Genomic DNA, 18,771 nt, shown 5'->3' with positions numbered 1-18,771 from the left:
GCACGGCGCGAAGGGTGGCGGTTTCCCACCGCCGCGCCCCGGCGGGCCGGTCACGGGAATGCGGTACCGGGGACTTCCCCGAGCGGATCGGGCCTCGTCAAGAGGCGTATTAGTGGGACTTTCGAGACGGTCCGGCCGTCGCGGACAGTGGCCTCACGTCGTCGTTGATCGACCGATCCGACTGAGGAGACTGACCACCGCATGGCCACTCACGACCGCGGGCCGCTGCCCCTGACCCCGCCGCAGAACGGCGTCTGGTTCGCGCAGCAGCTCGACCCCACCCGCCTCGACTACACCATCGGCGAGTACCTGGAGATCCGCGGGGCGGTGGATCCGGAGCTGCTCGCCGAGGCGGTGCGCACGATGGTGGCCGGAACCGAGTCGCTGTGCGTGCGCTTCGCCGAGGTGGACGGAGCGGTGTGCCAGATACCCGCCGGACCTCCGCCGCTGCGGCTGCGGACCGTCGATGTCAGCGGCCACCCAGACCCGGACGGCGAGTCCGAGCGGTTGATGCGGGCCGAGCTGGCCCGGCCGACGGACCTGACGACCGGGGACGTGTGCCGCTTCCTCCTGGTACGGACCGGTCCGGTGACGTACCGCTGGATGCAGGGCTACCACCACCTCGTCGCCGACGGGGTCACCGGCCCGATGCTCGCGCGGCGGACCGCCGAGGTGTACTCGGCACTGGTCGCGGGAGAGCCCGTACCGGCCCCCGAGAGCGCGCCGTGGGAGCCGATCGTGGCCGAGGAGGAGGAGTACGCCGGCTCCGAACGGTGCGTGCAGGACCGGGAGTTCTGGCTGGCCCGGCTGGACGGCGCCCCCGACCCCGTCTCCTTCACCGGAAGCGCCCCGGCGCCCGCGTCCGGTACGGCCGTGCGGGTGAGCGGCGAGCTCGACCCCGCCGACGCCCGTACGCTGCGCGAGGCCGCGCGCCGGCACGGGACGCGCTGGTCGGCGCTGGTGATGGCCGCGGCCGCCGCCCACCTGCACCGCGCGGGCACCACCGAGGACGTGGTCCTCGGCCTCCCGGTGACGGGTCGCACCACCCAGGACGCCCGCCGGACGCCCGGCATGTTCTCCAAGGTCCTGCCGCTGCGGCTGACGGTGACCGGGGACACCACGGTCGGCGAACTGGTACGGAGCACCTCCGCCGGCATCAAGGAGGCCCTGCGCCACCAGCGGTACCGGATCGAGGAGTACACCGGGACCGGGCCGCGGCTGTGGGACGCCGCGGTCAACCTCATGTCCTTCGACTACGAGCTGTCCTTCGCCGGCGCTCCCGCCTCGGCGCACAACCTCGCGGTCGGCCCCGTGGAGCACGTCTCCCTCAACGTCTACGACCGGGGCGGCGACAGCCCGCTGACCGTGCAGGCAGAGGGCGACGCCGCCGACATCGGCCCGGCCGAACTCGACGCGCTGCGCGTGCGGTTCACCCGCTTCCTGCTCGCGCTCGCCGCGGCCGACGACGGGGCCCCGGTCTGCTCGCTGCCCTTCCTGACCGCCGAGGACGCGGAGCGCCTCGGCGCCCTCGCCGAGGGCGGTGGCGACTGCGCTCCCCGCGGCGGGCTGCTGCACGCGCTCTTCGAGGAGGTGGCGGCGCGCGCCCCCGAGTCGGTCGCCGTGGTCTGCGCCGGCGAGGAGGTCACCTACCGCGAACTCGACTCCTGGGCCCAGGACATCGCGGACCGGCTGCGACCGGCCGTGGAGCCGGGCACCCCGGTCGGCGTGTGCGTGGAACGCTCCCCCGCGATGGTCGCGGCCCTGCTCGGGGTCCTGAAGGCGGGCGGCTGCTACGTACCCCTCGACCCCGGCCTGCCGCCGGAACGGATCGCCTACGTCGTGCGCGATGCGGGGCTGCGCACGGTGGTCGCCGGGCCCGGCAGCCGCAACCGGCTGCCGCACGACCTGCCGTCCGTGGTCTTCGCGGGAGCGGTGACCGACGCGGTCCACGGCGGCCGGGCGGGCGCGGTGGTGCCGTCGGCCTCCGCCGCGTACCTCCTGTACACCTCGGGCAGTACGGGCGAGCCGAAGGGCGTCGTCGTCCCGCACGCGGCGGCCGTGGACTTCGTACGCGGCCACCTCGCGCTGTGCGGGGCGGGCGACACCGCCGGATCCGGATCCGGGCGCACGGAGCGGTTCCTCGGCTTCGCCTCGCTGTCCTTCGACGTGTCGGTCCTGGACGTCTTCGGCTCCCTGCTGAGCGGCTCCACCCTGGTGCTCGCCACCGACGCCGAGCGGGTCGATGTCGACCGGCTCCAGGCGCTGCTCGCCGAGCACGCGGTGACGGTCGCCGACCTGCCTCCGGCGCTGCTGCCGCTGCTGGACCCGGCCGCCCTGCCCGAGCTGCGGTTCCTGTCCACGGGCGGCGAGGCCCCGTCCGGGGACGCCGTCGACCGCTGGGCGGTGGACGGCCGCGAGGTCTGGAACGCCTACGGGCCCACCGAGGCCGCCGTGTCCGTCACCATGCACCGGGTGGTTCCGCCCTCGCACGGCCGGATCCCGCCGATCGGGCGCCCGATGGCCAACCACCGCGCGTACGTGGTGGACCGGGACCTGCGGCTGCTGCCGCCGGGGGCGACCGGCGAGTTGTGCGTGGCCGGTGCGGGGCTCGCGCAGGGGTACGCGGGGCGCGCGGCCATGACGGCCGACCGTTTCGTGCCCGACCCGTTCTCCGACGTTCCCGGTGCGCGGATGTACCGGACCGGCGACCTCGTGCGCTGGTCGGCCCGCGGCGAACTGGAGTTCCTCGGCCGGGTCGACCGGCAGGTCAAGATCAACGGCCATCGGATCGAGCTGGGTGAGATCGAGGCCGTGCTCGGTCGGCAGTCCTCGGTGGGGCAGGCCGCGGTGATCGTGCACGCACCGGCCGGCGGCACCCGGCGGCTCGTCGCCTTCGTGGCGCCCCCGCAGGACGGCCCGGCGCCCGACCCGGAGTCGCTGACGGCGGAGTTGGGCCGGGTGCTGCCCGGCTACATGGTGCCCCGCACCATCGTGGCGGTGGACCGGCTGCCGCTCACCCCGGGCGGCAAGGTGGACCGCGCGCGGCTGCGCGTACCGGAGGCCGCGGCGCGTCCGGAGCACGCCGAGCGGCCGTACGGCGCCGTCGAGCTGGCCCTCGCGGCGCTGTTCTCCGAGGCCCTCGGCGTCACCGCCGCTCCCGACGACAACTTCTTCGAGCTCGGCGGTGACAGCATCACCGCTCTCACCCTGACCAGCCGGGCGCGGGCGCACGGCTTCTCCTTCACGCTGCGCGACGTGTTCGCGCACAAGACGGCGGCCGCCCTCGCCGCGGCCGTCGGCGAGCCGGGTACCGGCACGCCCCGGGCCGCCGCGCCGGCCCTCGACGCGTGCGGCCCGCTGCCCGCGACGCCCGTCATGCGCTGGCTGCTGGACGGACCCGGCCCCGTAGGGCGCTTCAGCCAGTCCATGGTGCTGGCCCTGCCCGAGGGCGCGGACGACGCGACCTTGGTACGGGTCCTCCAGTCGGTCGTGGACCGGCACGGGGCGCTGCGCCTCGGCGTGGCCGCCGGCCCCGAGGGCCCGCTGTGCACGGTCGGCGAGCCCGGCTCGGTCGACGTGTCCCGGCTCTACCGCACCGTCGACGTGACGGGGCCGGACGAGTCCGCCCGCGCCGCAACCGTGGCGGAGGCGGCGCGGGAGGCGGCCGGGCAACTGGACCCCGCGGCCTCGGTGATGCTGCGGGCGGTCCACTTCGACGCCGGCGGGGCGTCCCCGGACCGGCTGCTGCTGTGCGTGCACCACCTGGCCGTGGACGGGGTGTCCTGGCGGATCCTGACGGCCGACCTGGCCGCGGCCTGGGAGGCCGCCGTCGCCGGGCGTCCGCTTCCGGCCGCCGACGGGGAGGTGTCGTTCCGCGCCTGGGCCCACCACCTCGAACAGCAGGCGCATGCTCCGGAGGTGCTCGCCGAACTCCCCTTCTGGCGCTCGGCGCTGGAGACCGCCGGGACGGCGCCGGACCCGCAGGCCCCGTGGCACCGGGTCCCCGACCCGGCACGGGACACCGCGGGCACCACCCGCACGCTGACGCTCGGCCTGCCCTCCGAGGTGGCGGGCCCGCTGCTGGCCCGGGTGCCCGGCGCGTTGCGCACCGGGCCGACCGAGGTGCTGCTCGCGGGGCTGGTCCTCGCGGCCCACCGCCTCCGCTCCCCCGCTGCCGCCGTCGGACCGCTGCTGGTCGACCTGGAGGGCCACGGCCGCGCCGACCGCACGGGCCGGCACGACCTGGCGCGCACCGTGGGCTGGTTCACCACCCAGTACCCGGTCCGCTTCGACCTGGACGGCCTCGACCTGGACGCGGCGGCCCGGGGCGGCGACGCGCTCGCCGAGCTGGTCGCCCGGATCCACACGGTGGTCGCCTCCGTACCGGACCACGGCACGGGCTTCGGCCTGCTGAGCCGCCTCAATCCGCAGACCGCCGCGGAACTGTCCGCACTGCCGCGCCCCCGGATCCTGTTCAACTACCTGGGCCGTTTCTCCGGCGGGGACGAGGCGCCCTGGAGCCCTGCCCCCGAGGCGGGCGGGCTGCGGGCCGACGTGGACCCGGCGATGCCCGTGGAGCACGTCCTGCAGATCGACGCCATGGCCGTGGACGGCGCCGACGGTCCCTCCTTCACCGCGGTCGTCACCCATCCGCAGGCCCTGCTGACCGACGCCGAGACGGACGAACTGGTGGCGGCCTGGGACGAGGCCCTGCGTCTGCTGGCCACCTGGACGGGCGCCGCCCGGCCGCGCCGCCTCACCCCCCGCGACCTGCCGCTGGTCCGGCTGACGCAGGCGGAGACGGACGCCCTGTCGGCACGCCACGCCGGACTCGTGGACGTACTGCCGCTCTCGCCGCTCCAGGAGGGCCTCTTCTTCCACTCCGCCTTCGACACGGGCGCGATGGACGCCTACACCGGCCAGCTCGTCCTCACCCTGGACGGTCCTGTGGACGAACGCGCCCTGCGCACGGCCTGCGACCGGCTGCTGCGCCGCCACAGCGCACTGCGCTCCGCCTTCACCGACCAGGGGCTGGACCGCCCGGTCCAGGTCGTCCTCGAATCCGTCGAGGCTCCCTGGGAGACGGTGGACCTCGGCGGTCTCGGGACCGCGGAGGGGCAGCGGGAGTGGGAACGGCTGCTGGCGGCCGACCGGGCTCGCCGCTTCGACCTGGAGCGGCCCCCGCTGGTGCGCTTCACCCTGGTCCGGTTCGGCGGCGACGTCCACCGGCTGGTCATGACGAACCACCACATCCTGTGGGACGGCTGGTCCTCGGCGGTACTGCTGCGCGAACTGCTCACCGGATACGCCGAGCACTCCGCATGCGGCGCGTCCGGCAACCCGGGCGGGACCGGTCCGATCGCGGAAGGGGTCCCGTACCGCGCGCACCTGGACTGGCTGGCCCGCCAGGACCACGGCGCCGCCGAGGCCGCGTGGAGCGGTGCGCTGGCCGGGCTGGAGGAGCCGACCCTGCTGGGCGCGGCCGACCCCAACCGGATCGACGACCTGCCCGAGCGGGCCTCGGTGGAACTGTCCGCCGAGCTGACGGCGCGGCTCACCGCACGGGCCCGTACCGCGGGCGTCACCCTCAACAGCGTCGTCCAGGGCCTCTGGGCGGTGCTGCTGGGCCGGGTGACCGGGCGGGACGACGTGGTGTTCGGCGGGACCGTCTCCGGGCGCACCGCGGACGTCGCGGGCATCGAGGACATGGTCGGGCTGCTGATCAACACGCTGCCCGTGCGGTTCCGGATCCGCGAGGACGAGCCGCTGCTGGCCGCGCTCGCCCGGTTCCAGGACGAGCAGGCGGACCTGATGGACCACCAGCACGTCGGCCTCGCCGGCATCCAGCGGGCGGCCGGGCTCGGCACCCTCTTCGACACCACGGTCGTCGTCGAGAACTATCCGCTCGACCTGGAGTCGATGCGGGACCTGGCCGGCGGGCCGCGGCTGACCGGGGTGGAGGGCTCGGACGCCACCCACTACACCGTCAACCTCATCGTGCTGCCCGGGGAGCGGCTGCGTCTGCACCTCGACCACCGTACGGACGTCCTCGACGCGCGGACGGCGCGCAGTCTGGGCGAGGCGCTGGAGCGGCTGCTGACGGCCGTCGCCGACGCCCCGGCCACCCCGGTCGGGGAGGTGGACCTGCTCTCCGAGGAGCAGCACCGGCTGATCCGGGAGTGGAACGGCACGGCGGTGCCCGTGCCCGGCACCACGCTGGTGGAGCTGTTCGCGCAGCAGGTGGCCCGGACGCCGGGAGCCCCGGCGACCGTCTTCCGGGACGAGCGCCTGTCGTACGCCGAACTCGACGCCCGCGCCGAGCGGCTGGCCCGGGAGCTGCGCGCCCGGGGCGCCGGTCCGGAGCGGATCGTCGCGGTCGCCCTGCACCGCTCCACCGAGATGGTGGTCTCGCTGCTGGCCGTGCTGAAGTCGGGAGCGGCCTACCTTCCGGTGGACCCCTCGCTCCCGGCGGACCGGATCGCGTACCTGCTGTCGGACGCCGAGCCCGTCCTGCTGCTCGCCGACGACGGCGTGGCGGCCGCGCTGCCGGCCGTCGCGGACCTGCCGCGGCTGGATCCGGGGGCGGCCGTCCACGGCGGGAGCGGCGGTGCTGCGGGGCAGGCGCCGCTGCCCTCGCACCCCGCGTACGTGATCTACACCTCCGGGTCGACGGGTCGGCCCAAGGCCGTCGTCGTCGAGCACGCGGCCATCGTCAACCGGCTGCTGTGGATGCAGGACCGCTACCGGCTGGGCGCGGACGACCGGGTGCTCCAGAAGACCCCGTTCGGCTTCGACGTGTCGGTGTGGGAGTTCTTCTGGCCGCTGCTGACCGGTGCGGCCCTGGTCGTCGCCGAGCCCGGCGGGCACAAGGACCCCTCCTACCTGACGCGGGTGATCCAGGAGGAGTCGATCACCACCGTCCACTTCGTCCCGTCCATGCTGGCGGCGTTCGTGGAGGACCCGCAGGCGGGCCGCTGCCGGTCGCTGCGGCGGGTCGTGTGCAGTGGTGAGGCCCTGCCCGAGGAGCTGAAGAACCGCTTCCTCGATGTGCTCGACGTGCCCCTGCACAACCTGTACGGGCCCACGGAGGCGGCCGTGGACGTCACGCACTGGGACTGCCGCCGCGAGGAGACCGGGCCCGTGCCGATCGGCCGGCCGATCTGGAACACCTCGCTGTACGTGCTCGACCCGCGGGGGCGGCCCGTCCCGGTGGGCGTGGCGGGCGAGCTGTTCCTCGCGGGCGCCGGCCTGGCCCGCGGGTACCTGCGCCGCCCGGCGCTGACCGCGGAGCGCTTCCCGCTGGACCCGTTCGGCCCGCCGGGCTCGCGCATGTACCGCACCGGTGACCTGGCCCGCCACCGGGCGGACGGCTCCGTGGAGTACCTCGGCCGCACCGACGACCAGGTCAAGATCCACGGCTTCCGGATCGAACTCGGCGAGATCGAGACGGCGCTGGGCCGCCTTCCCGGTGTGGGACGGGCCGCGGTCGTCGTCCGCGAGGACGTCCCGGGCGAGCGAAGGCTCGTCGGGTACCTCGTCCCGGAGGCCGGGACGGACGGCTCGGCCCTGCCCCCGGACCCGGAGCCCATGCGCGCCGAACTGGCCCGCTCCCTCCCGGAGTACATGGTGCCGGTGCTGGTCTTCGTGGACGGGCTGCCCGTCACGGCGAACGGCAAGCTCGACCGCAGGGCGCTGCCGGCGCCCGCCGCGACGGCGGCCGCCACCGGGTACGAGCCGCCCGCCGGGGAGACCGAGGAACTGGTCGCCATGGTGTGGGCCTCCGTACTGGACGCACCGCGGATCGGCCGCCACGACGACTTCTTCGCCCTCGGGGGGCACTCGCTGAGCGCCACCCGGGTGGCGGCCCGGCTGCGCCAGGCCCTCGGCCTGGACCTGCCCCTGCACACCCTCTTCGAACAGCGGACCGTCGCCGCCCTCGCCGTCGCCGTCGAGACGGTGCTGCTGGCCGAACTGGAGGCCGAGGCGGCCCCGTTCGACGCACACACCGGGATCGGAGCCGGAATCGGAGCCGAGACCGCCACCGCCACCGCCACCGCCACCGCCACCGACGGCGCCACCGACGGCGTTCCTTCACTCGTACTTCAGGGAGAGACCTCGTGACCACCCAGGAGAGCCTGCCCGCCGGCGTGGACAGCCGACTGGCCGCCGCCCGTGAGCTGCTGCGCCGCCGCGTGCGCGCCGCGCTGGACGACTCGGCGGCCGGTCCGGCCGCCCCGACGGACCCGGCCGCGGCCACCGCGGCCGTCGACGGCCTCGACCCCGCCCCCGTCGCCTCGTTCGCCCAGGAGCGGATGTGGCTGGTGGACCGGATGATGGACGGCACCCCCGGCTATGCGATCCCCGAGGTCGTGCGGCTGCGCGGCCCCGTCCGGCCGGACCTGCTGTGCCGGAGCCTGACGGCCGTCGTGGCCCGCCACGCCCCGCTGCGCACCGTCTTCGCGGAGCGCGACGGCGCCCCGCACCCGGTGGTCCTGCCCGCACCGGCGGCCGTCCCGCTGCCGGTGCTGGACCTGGGTGGCGCCCCCCTCGCGGAGCTGGAGGAGCGGGCCCACGCCCTGGCCCTGGAGGAGGTCCGCAGACCCTTCGACCTCGCGGCGGGCCCGCTGCTGCGCGCCCTGCTGATCCGGCTCGGCGCGGAGGACCACCTGCTGGTGCTGGTGGTCCACCACATCGCGACCGACGGCTGGTCCATGGGGCTGCTCTGGCAGGAGCTCTCCGAGGGCTACGCGGCCCTGCTCGCGGACCGGCCCCCCGTACGGGCAGCGCTGCCCCTGGACTACCAGGCGTACGCCCGCACCCAGCGCGACCGGTTCGCCTCGGGTGGGATGAACGGGCAGCTGCGCTGGTGGGAGAAGTCCCTCGCGGGGCTGGAACCCCTGGAACTGCCGGCGGACCGGCCCCGGCCCACCCGTCGCAGCGGTGACGGCGCGAGCCTGGACTTCACCCTCGACGCCCGGCTCACCGCACGGCTGCGCGGGATCGCCGAGAGCGGCGGCGCCACCCTGTTCATGACCCTGCTGGCCGGCTTCCAGGCCGCCCTGGGCCGCTACGCCGGCCGCACCGATATCGCCGTGGGCACTCCGGTGGCCGGGCGCGACCGGGTGGAACTGGAGCCCCTGGTCGGGTTCTTCGTCAACACCGTGGTGCTGCGCGCCGACCTGTCGGGCGAGGTGGGGTTCCGCGAGCTGCTCGGCCGGGTCCGCCGGGCGACGGTGGACGCGTACGACCACCAGGAGGTGCCCTTCGACCGGCTGGTGGAGCACCTGAGCCCCGAGCGCGTCGGCGACCGCAACCCGCTCGTGCAGGTGATGTTCGCGTCGGCACAGGACGAGACGGCCGGGCTGCGGCTGCCGGGCCTGGACGCGCAAGCCGTGCGGACCGACTTCGGCGGCTCCCTCTTCGACCTGAGCGTCTTCGTCTCCGAGGGCGCCGACACCTGCTCCGGCTCGCTCGTCTTCGACACCGACCTGTTCGACCGGGCCACCGCAGAACTCGTCCTCGGCCACTACCTGGAGCTGCTGGCCTCCGCCGCCGAGGAGCCCGACCGGCCCCTGGCCGAGCTGCTGCCCTCCGCCCCGACCGCGGCCCGGCTCGCAGCCGAGGGCCACGGCGCGGACCGCCCGGACCTCGCCCCGGCCTCCCTGGTGGAGCTGTTCGCCGAGCAGGCCCGGCGCACCCCCGGCGCCGAGGCCGTGGTCTGCGGCACCGACCGCCTGACCTTCGCCGAACTCGACCACCGCTCCGACCTGCTGGCGGCCCGGCTGACCGCCGCCGGGGTGGTGCGCGAATCGCCGGTGGCCCTGTTGATGGAGCGCTCGGTCCACCTCCCGGTGGCGATCCTGGCCGTCCTGAAGGCCGGCGGGGCCTACGTCCCGCTCGGCGAGGGGTTCCCCGTCACCCGGCTGCACTGGATGCTGGAGCGGACCGGCGCCCGCCTGCTGCTCGCCGACCCGGCGACGGCCGGCCACGAGGCGGTCCGTACCTCGCCCGTGCCGGTGCTCGACGCGACGGCCCCGGTGGAGGCCGCCCCCGCGGCCGGGGCCCCGGCCGCCGCACCGGGTCCGTACCCGCCGTGCTCGCCGGACCAGCTGGCGTACGTGATGTACACCTCCGGTTCCACGGGCGAGCCGAAGGGCATCGGTGTCACGCACGCCAATGTCGCGGCGCTCGCCCGGGACGCCTCCTTCGGCGCCGCGCACCGCCGGGTGCTGGCGCACTCCCCGCTGTCGTTCGACGCCTCGACGTACGAGCTGTGGGTGCCGCTGCTGTCCGGCGGCCAGGTGGTCATGGCACCGCCCGGCCGGGTGGACACCGCGGCCCTGACCCGGCTGGTGGCGGAGCACCGGATCACGTCGCTGTTCCTCACGGCCGCCCTCTTCAACCTGGTGGTCGAGGAGTGCGTGGAGCTCCTGACGCACCTGCGGGAGGTGTGGACGGGCGGCGAGGCAGCGTCCCCGCACTCCTTCGCCCGGGCCCTGGAGCAGGCCCCGGACACCGTCCTGGTCAACGTCTACGGGCCCACCGAGGCGACCACCTTCGCCACGCGGCACCGGCTGGACCCCCGCGCCGGAGCCGTCGTGGACGGCCGGATCCCCATCGGCACCGCCCTGGACGACACCCGCCTCTACGTCCTGGACGAGCGCGGCCGCCCCGTGCCGCAGGGCGCCGTCGGTGAGCTGTGCATCGGCGGAACCGGCGTGGCCCGCGGCTACCTGGGCCGGCCCGGCCCGACCGCGCGGCAGTTCACCCCCGACCCGTACGGCGCCCCGGGCGCCCGGATGTACCGGACGGGCGACCTCGCCCGCCGGCGCCCCGACGGCGCCGTCGACTACCTCGGCCGGAACGACCAGCAGGTCAAGATCCGCGGTCACCGGATCGAGCCGGGCGAGATCGAGGCCGAGCTGGCCCGCTGCCCGCAGGTCGGGCACGCCGCGGTGGTGGTCCGCGAGGACAGCCCCGGCGAGCAGCGCCTCGTCGCCTACGTGGTGCCGTCGCAGGGGAAGGTCGCCGACCCGGCCGGGCTGCAACGCACCCTCGCCGCACGGCTGCCCGCGTACATGCTGCCCTCGGCGATCGTGCCGCTCGACGCGCTGCCGATCACCCCGAACGGCAAGCTGGACCGGCGCGCCCTGCCCGCTCCGCCCGAGGAGGGGGTGCACCGCGCCGAGTTCGCCGCACCGGTGACGCCGACGGAGGAACTCGCCGCGTCCGTGTGGAGCGAGGTGCTGGGCACCGGGCGGATCGGACGCCACGACGACTTCTTCGCGCTCGGCGGCCACTCCCTGCGGGCCACCCGCGCCGTGTCGCGGCTCGGCGCCCGCCTGGGCACCGGGGTGCCGCTGCGGCTCCTCTTCGAGCACCCCACGCTGGAACGGTTCGCCGCGGCGCTGGACGCCCTGCGCGCGGACGCGGCCGGCACGGCCGAGGCCGCGACCGCCGTCTCGGAGATCGGCCCCCGGCCGGCCGGGGAGCCCGCGCCGCTGTCCTTCGCCCAGCAGCGCCTGTGGTTCCTGGACCAGCTCCAGCCCGGCCGCCCGGACTACAACATCCCCGTCGCGGCCCGGCTGCAGGGCCCGCTCGACGCCGACGCGCTGGCCGCCGCACTGAGCACGGTGGTGACCCGGCACGAGGTGCTGCGCTCGCGGATCACCGAGGGCCCGCGGGGCCCCGTACAGACCGTGGAGGCGCCGGAGGTCTTCGCCCCGGTCCGCACGGACCTGGGTGAGCTGCCCAGGCAGGAGGCCCGCTCGCGGGCGCTCGGCCTCGCCCACGCGGACGCCGCCGCCCCCTTCGACCTGGGCGCCGCTCCCCTGCTGCGGGCCCGTGTGGTGCGGGTCGCGGACGACGAGCACCTGCTCGTCCTGGTCCTGCACCACACCGTCGGCGACGGCTGGTCGATGCCGGTGCTGTGGCGGGAGCTGTCCGGTGCCTACGCTGCGCTGCGCCGCGGCGAGCGTCCCGCGCCGGCGGAACTGAGCGTCCAGTACGGGGACTTCGCGTACTGGCAGCAGAACCGCCTGGCGAACGGCGAGGCGGACGCGGGCATCGCCCACTGGCGGGAGGCCCTGGGCGGGCTCCCGGCCCTGGAGCTGCCCACCGACCGGCCGCGGCCGCAGGTGCGCTCCGGCGCGGGCGACGCCTTCGTCTTCGAGGTCCCGGCCGCACTCGCCGAGCGGCTCGGCGGGCTGGCCCGTGAGCGCGGAGCCACCCTGTTCATGGTGCTGCTCGCCGGCTTCCAGGCGCTGCTGGCCCGCTACACGGGACAGACCGACATCGCGGTGGGCTCGCCCATCGCGGGCCGCGACCGCACCGAACTGGAGCCGCTCATCGGCTTCTTCGTCAACACCCTGGTGCTGCGCACCGACCTGTCCGGCGATCCCGGCTTCGGCGAACTGCTGGGCCGGGTGCGCCGCACCGCGCTCGCCGCGTACGAGCACCAGGACGTGCCGTTCGACCGGCTCGTGGAGGAGCTGCGGCCGGAACGCGACCTCAGCCGCAACCCGCTGTTCGACGTGCTGTTCCAACTGCATCCCGAGCAGCTCGCCGCCCTGCCGCTGGACGGGGTGGAGGTGGAGAGCCTCGACACGTCCAACGGGACGGCCAAGTTCGACCTCAGCCTCGCGATGACGGAGCACCCGGGCGGTCTGACCGGCACGGTGCAGTACGCGACGGACCTCTTCGACCGGGCCACGGTCGAGCGGTTCGGTGCCCACTACCTGCGGCTGCTGGCCGGTGCGGCCGAGGACCCCGACGCGCCGCTGTCCCGGCTGGACGTACTGTCCCCGCAGGAGCACGCCGCCCTGCTCGGGGAGGAGTCCGGGCCGCGGGCGGACCGTCCGGCGGCCCGCACCCTGCACGCGCTGGTGGCGGAGCAGGCCCGGCTGCGGCCGGACGCCCCCGCCGTGACCTGTGCGGGCCGCACCACCGGCTACGCGGAGCTCGACGCGGCCGCCAACCGGCTGGCCCACCGGCTGCGGCAGCTCGGGACCGGCCCGGAGACCACGGTGGCCGTGCTGGCCGGCCGCGACCTGCGCATGCTGGTCTGCGTCCTCGCGGTACTGAAGGCCGGCGGCGCCTATGTGCCCCTCGACGCGGGGCACCCGGCCGAGCGGGTCCGCACGGTCCTCGCCGACAGCGGCGCCCGGCTGCTGCTGACGGCGGGCCTGCCCGGCGGGCTGCCCGCGGACCTGGTCGGCGCCGTACCGGTCCTGGACCTGGACCTGGAGGCCGAGCAGCACCGGGTGGACGCCCTGCCCGCCACGGAGCCGCCCGCCCTCGCCTCCCCCGCGCACCTCGCCTACCTGCTGTACACCTCCGGATCCACCGGCCGCCCCAAGGGCGTGGCCGTCACGCACGCCGCGATCACCGGCTACCTGGCGGCGCTGTCCTCCACCTTCGGGCTCGGTCCCGACGACGCGGTGCTCGCCCGTACGGCGCTGACCTTCGACCCGTCGGTACGCGACCTGTTCGCCCCGCTGACGACCGGCGGCCGGATCGTCCTGGCCTCCCAGGACGAGGCCGGGGATCCGGACGCGCTGGCCCGGCTGCTGCACGCCGAGGAGGTGACGGCGCTGCTGTCGATCGTCCCCTCGATGCTGGAGCCGCTGGTCACCGCCGTGGCCGCCGACGGCGGGCCGTCCCCGGCCCTGCGGCTGGTGATGACCACCGGTGAGGCACTGACGCCCGGTCTGGCCCGCGCCGCGCACACCCTGGGCACGCCCGGCCGACTGCGGCTGGTCAACCAGTACGGTCCGACGGAGTGCACCAACACCACCACGTACCACGAGGTGACGGACGCGGACATCGAGGCGGGCCGCATCCCCATCGGGCGGCCGCTGCCCGGCGCTCGCGTGCTCGTGCTCGGTGAACACCTCGAACCGCTGCCCCGGGGCGCGATCGGTGAACTCTTCATCGCCGGACGCGGGGTGGCCCGCGGCTACCTCGGCGATCCGGCCCGCACCGCCGAGGCATACCCGCCGGACCCGTACGGGCCGCCCGGCGCGCGCATGTACCGCACCGGTGACCTGGCGCGCCTGCGCTCCGACGGGGTGCTGGAGTTCCACGGCCGCCGGGACAACCAGGTCAAGGTCCGGGGCCACCGGATCGAACTCGGCGAGGTCGAGGCCGCGTTGCTGCGCCACCCGGACGTCGCCCGGGCGGTGGCCGCCGCGCACGGCGAGGGCGCCGACCGGCTGCTCGCCGCGTACGTGGTCTGGCGGGACGGCAGCGGCGATCCGGCCGCCGTACTGGACTTCGTGCGCGCGGCCCTGCCGGCCGCGATGGTGCCGTCCGCGCTGGTGGTGCTGGACGCGCTGCCGCTGACCCCGAACGGGAAGACCGACCGCAGGGCCCTGCCCGCGCCGGAGCCGGGCGCGGCCGGCGGGCACCGCACGCACGTCGCTCCGCGCACCCCTCTGGAGCGGACGGTCGTCGAGGTCTGGGAGGAGGTGCTCGGCCAGGGCCCGATCGGGGTCCGCGACCACTTCTTCGAGCGCGGCGGGCACTCCCTGCGCGCCACCCGGGTCATCTCCCGGCTGCGCGCCCTGCTGGAGCTGGACATTCCCATGCAGCTGCTCTTCCGGCACCCGGTGGCCGAGGACCTGGCCCGCGCGCTGGCTTCGCCGGGTGCGGCGGACGCCTCGGAACCGGTGATCCCCGCCCTGCCCGCGGGGCCGGGCCCGCTGTCCTTCGGACAGCAGCGGCTGTGGCTGCTGGACCGGCTCCAGCCGGGCCGGCCCGACTACAACATGCCCGGCGCCGTGCGGCTGACCGGGGAGCTCGATCCCGCCGCCGCGCTCGGCGCCCTGGGAGACGTCGTCGCCCGGCACGAGGTGCTGCGCTCGCGGATCGAGGAGACCGCTGCGACCGGCGAGGACGGCGCCGAGGGTGCCTTCGCGGCCCGTGTCGTGCCCGGTCCGGCCTCGATGTTCACCCCGCTGTTCACCGACCTGTCGGACCTGGGTGCCGCGGCGGCCGGGGAGCGGGCGCGGGAGCTGGCGGCGCAGGATGCCGCCCTGCCCTTCGACCTGGCTGCCGCGGGCCCGCTGCGGGCCCGGCTGGTGCGGATCGCCCCGCAGGAGCACCTGCTGGTGATCGTCGCCCACCACATCGCCTTCGACGGCTGGTCGGTGGGGGTGTTCTGGCGGGAGTTCTTCGCCGCCTACCGTTCCCGCACCCTCGAAGGAGTCGCACCGCTGCCGGAACTCGCCGTCTCCTACCGCGACTTCGCGTCCTGGCAGCGCGAACGGCTGGACGGTGACGCCCTCGCGGGCACCCTGGACTACTGGCGTGGGCGGCTCGACGGGCTCGCCCCGCTGGACCTGCCCACGGACCGGCCCCGGCCGGCCACCCCGTCCGGGCGCGGCGAACAGTTCTCCTTCGAGCTGCCCGAGCCGCTGCTGCGCGGGCTGCGCGACCTGGGCCGCCGGCACGACGCGACCCTGTTCATGGTGCTGCTGGCCGGCTTCCAGGCCCTCCTGGCCCGCTGGTCGGGCGGCGAGGACGTGGCGGTGGGCTCCCCGATCGCCGGCCGCGACCGCACCGAGCTGGAGCCGCTGATCGGCTTCTTCGTCAACAGCCTGGTGCTGCGCACCGACCTGTCCGGCGATCCGGGCTTCGGCGAGCTGCTGGGCCGGGCCCGCGAGACGGCCCTCGGCGCGTACGCCCACCAGGAGGTGCCCTTCGAGCGCCTGGTGGAGGAGGTGCGGCCGGAGCGCGATCCGAGCCGCAACCCGCTGTTCCAGGTGATGCTGGTGCTCGACGAGGAGACCTCGAAGCCGCCCGCGCTGCCCGGGCTGGCCGTCGAACCGCTCTCGCTGGCCAGCGGCGCCTCGAAGTTCGACCTGTCCCTGTACTTCGTCGAGGAGGAGGGCGCGCTGCGCGGCGAGGCCGTGTTCGCCACCGACCTCTTCGACCGGGCGAGCGTCGAGCGGATGACCTCGGCGCTGACCGAACTGCTCACGGCGGCGGTGGCCGATCCCACCACCCCGTTGGCCGCCCTGCCCCTGATGGGCGCGGCCGAGGAGCGCCGGATCCTGGACGCGGCCTGCGGGGTCGCCGAGGAGGCAGCCGAGGGGGCCGCCGGTCGGACGCTTCCCGGGCTCGTCGGCGATCAGGTCACCCGTACACCGGGCGCCGTCGCCGTGGACGACGGTGAACGAAGCCTGACGTACGCCGGATTGTGGGAGGTCTCGGGCCGGCTGGCCCGGGAGCTGGCCCGCCTGGGTGTGGGTCCGGAGACGGCGGTGGCCGTCTGCGCGGAGCGTTCCGTGCTGCTGCCGGCGGCGCTGCTGGGCGTGCTGCGCTCGGGCGGCCTCTACGTGCCCGTGGACCCCGGGTACCCGGCCGACCGGATCGGCTACATGCTCGCGGACAGCGGGGCCCGGGTGCTGGTGGTGTCGGGTGTGCCCGACGCGGCCGGGGCGCCGGACGGGGTCGCGGTGGTGGACCTCGACGCTCTGACCGAGGACGCGGCCCCGGGCGCGGCCCCGGGCGCGGCCCCGGGCGCGGCCCCGGGCGCGGCCCCGGGCGCGGCCCCGGGCGCGGCCCCGGGCGCGGATCCGGGCGCGGATCCGGCGTCCGTGCTGCCGGAGCCCGAGCCGGAGCAGCTGGCGTACGCCCTGTACACCTCGGGCTCCACGGGACGCCCGAAGGGCGTCACCGTCCCGCACCGGGCGCTGGCCAACTTCACCCGGGACATGGTGCGCAGGCTGGAGCTGACGGCCGGTGACACGGTCGCGGCCGTCACCACGGCCTCCTTCGACATCGCCGTGCTGGAGCTGCTCGTCCCGCTCGTGTGCGGAGCGACGGTGCGGGTCGTCGACCGGGAGACCGCCCGGGACGGCACCCTGCTCGCGAAGGAGCTGGACGCGGCGCCGGTCACGGTCGTCCAGGCCACGCCGGCCACCTGGCACCAGCTGATGGAGTCCGGCTGGCAGGCGCCCCGCGTACGGGCGCTGTGCGGCGGCGAGGCGCTGCCGTCGGCCCTGGCCGAGCGGATGCGTACGGCGCTGGGCACGGTGTGGAACGTGTACGGGCCGACGGAGACCACCGTCTGGTCCACGGCCCACCGGCTGTCCGGTCCGGTCGGCGACGGACCGGTGCCCATCGGCTCGGCGCTCGCCAACACCCGGCTGCACGTACTGGACGCGGGCCTGCGGCCGGTGCCGGTCGGGGTGTTCGGCGAGCTCTACATCGGCGGCGACGGGGTGGCCCGCGGCTACCACGGGCGGGCGGCGCTGACCGCGGAGCGGTTCGTTCCCGATCCGTACGCGGCGGGCGAACGCCTGTACCGCACCGGTGACCTCGTACGGCGCCTCGCGGACGGCGGCCTGGAGTACCGCGGCCGGGCCGACGGCCAGGTGAAGGTGCGCGGCCACCGGATGGAGCTCGGCGAGATCGAGTCCGCGCTCGCCCGCCACCCGCGGGTGCTGGCGGCGGCCGTGGCCGTCCACGGCACGGGGGTGGACGCCGTGCTGGCCGGCTACGTGACCTGGCGGGACGAGGAGGGCGAGGTGCGCGAGCTCGCCGACTTCCTGCGCCAGGACCTCCCCGAGTACATGGTGCCGGCCGTCCTCACCGCGCTGGAGCGGCTCCCGCTCACCCCGAACGGCAAGCTCGACCGCAAGGCGCTGCCCGCTCCGTCGGCGGACGCGGTACGCGGCGACGGCGCGGGGCGGATCGCTCCGCGCGACACCACGGAGCTGCGGATGGCACGGCTGTGGGAGCAGACCCTCGGTACGGCCCCGATCGGGGTGCGCGACGACTTCTTCGCCCTCGGTGGGCACTCGCTCAAGGCCTTCTCCCTGATGGCGGCCGTGCGCCGGGAGTTCGGGGTGGAACTGCCGCTGAACATGGTGTTCCGCCGGCGCACCGTCGAGCTGCTGTGCGAAGCGCTGCCGGACGCGGGGGCGGCCGCGGCCAGGCTGCTGGTCCCGCTCGCCGACGGGGACGCGTCCGGGCCGCCGCTGGTCCTGGTCCACCCGCGGGGCGGCGACGTCGTCTGCTACCGGGACCTGGTGCGGGACCTGTCCGCCCGTCCCGGGGGCGACCGGCGCGTCCTGGGCCTGGAGTCGGTGGGTTACAACACCGGCGAGACCCCGCTGGAGCGGGTACCGGAGATGGCCGAGCGCTACCTGGCCGCGCTCCGCGAGGAGCAGCCGCAGGGCCCGTACCTCCTCGCCGGCTGGTCGTTCGGCGGGACGGTGGCCTACGAAATGGCCGCCCGGCTGGAGGCCGCCGGTGAGGAGGTGGCCTTCCTCGGGCTGATCGACGCGGCCGCGCCGGGTACCGCTGCCGGCAGCCGGTCCGGTACGGCCGGGCCGGGCGATCCGGACCTGCTGCGGTACGGCATCGCGGCGGGTCTCGACGCCGGCTCGGCGCGCGAACTGGACGAGGAGGAACTGCTCGACGTCCTGGTGCGCCGGGGCCGCGAGGAGGGCACCCTCCCCCGTACGTCGCCCACGGAGGCCCTGCGCAGGCTGCTGCGGGTCGCCGAGGCGAACGGCGCGGCCTCCGCCGCCTACCGCACCGACGCCGTGGTCGGGGTCGACCTGCACCTGTTCACGGTCGACGAGCGGCATCCCGAGCTCGCGACCCCGCTGGTGGACCCGGCGGCCTGGCGGCCGCGCACCGCGGGCGCCGTCCTGCGGGCCGCGGTCCCCGGCAACCACCACGACCTGGTGGACCCCCCGCACTGCGCCGCGCTGGCGCAGCTGCTCGCCGAGGCCCTGCCCCGCTGACCCACCACAC

2 protein-coding genes are annotated in these 18,771 nt (G+C 75.8%); both read left to right on the top strand.

All coding sequences use genetic code 11. The features are described 5' to 3' along the window. Positions 1-201 precede the first annotated feature (201 nt). Positions 202-8,121: a non-ribosomal peptide synthetase gene (locus tag IE257_RS14430; RefSeq protein WP_189968562.1), complete on the top strand. Its 7,920-nt coding sequence runs from the start codon at positions 202-204 to the stop codon at positions 8,119-8,121. Next, positions 8,118-18,761: a non-ribosomal peptide synthetase gene (locus IE257_RS14425; protein ID WP_189968560.1), complete on the top strand. Its 10,644-nt coding sequence runs from the start codon at positions 8,118-8,120 to the stop codon at positions 18,759-18,761. Before IE257_RS14430 ends, IE257_RS14425 begins: the two co-directional genes overlap by 4 nt. The last annotated feature ends 10 nt before the right edge of the window (positions 18,762-18,771 follow it).

Source organism: Streptomyces avidinii, from assembly GCF_014650695.1.
In the GTDB taxonomy this organism is placed as follows: Bacteria; Actinomycetota; Actinomycetes; order Streptomycetales; family Streptomycetaceae; genus Streptomyces; species Streptomyces avidinii.
Note: the sequence above shows the minus strand (reverse complement) of the source record. Positions and strands in the feature narration are given on the sequence as shown.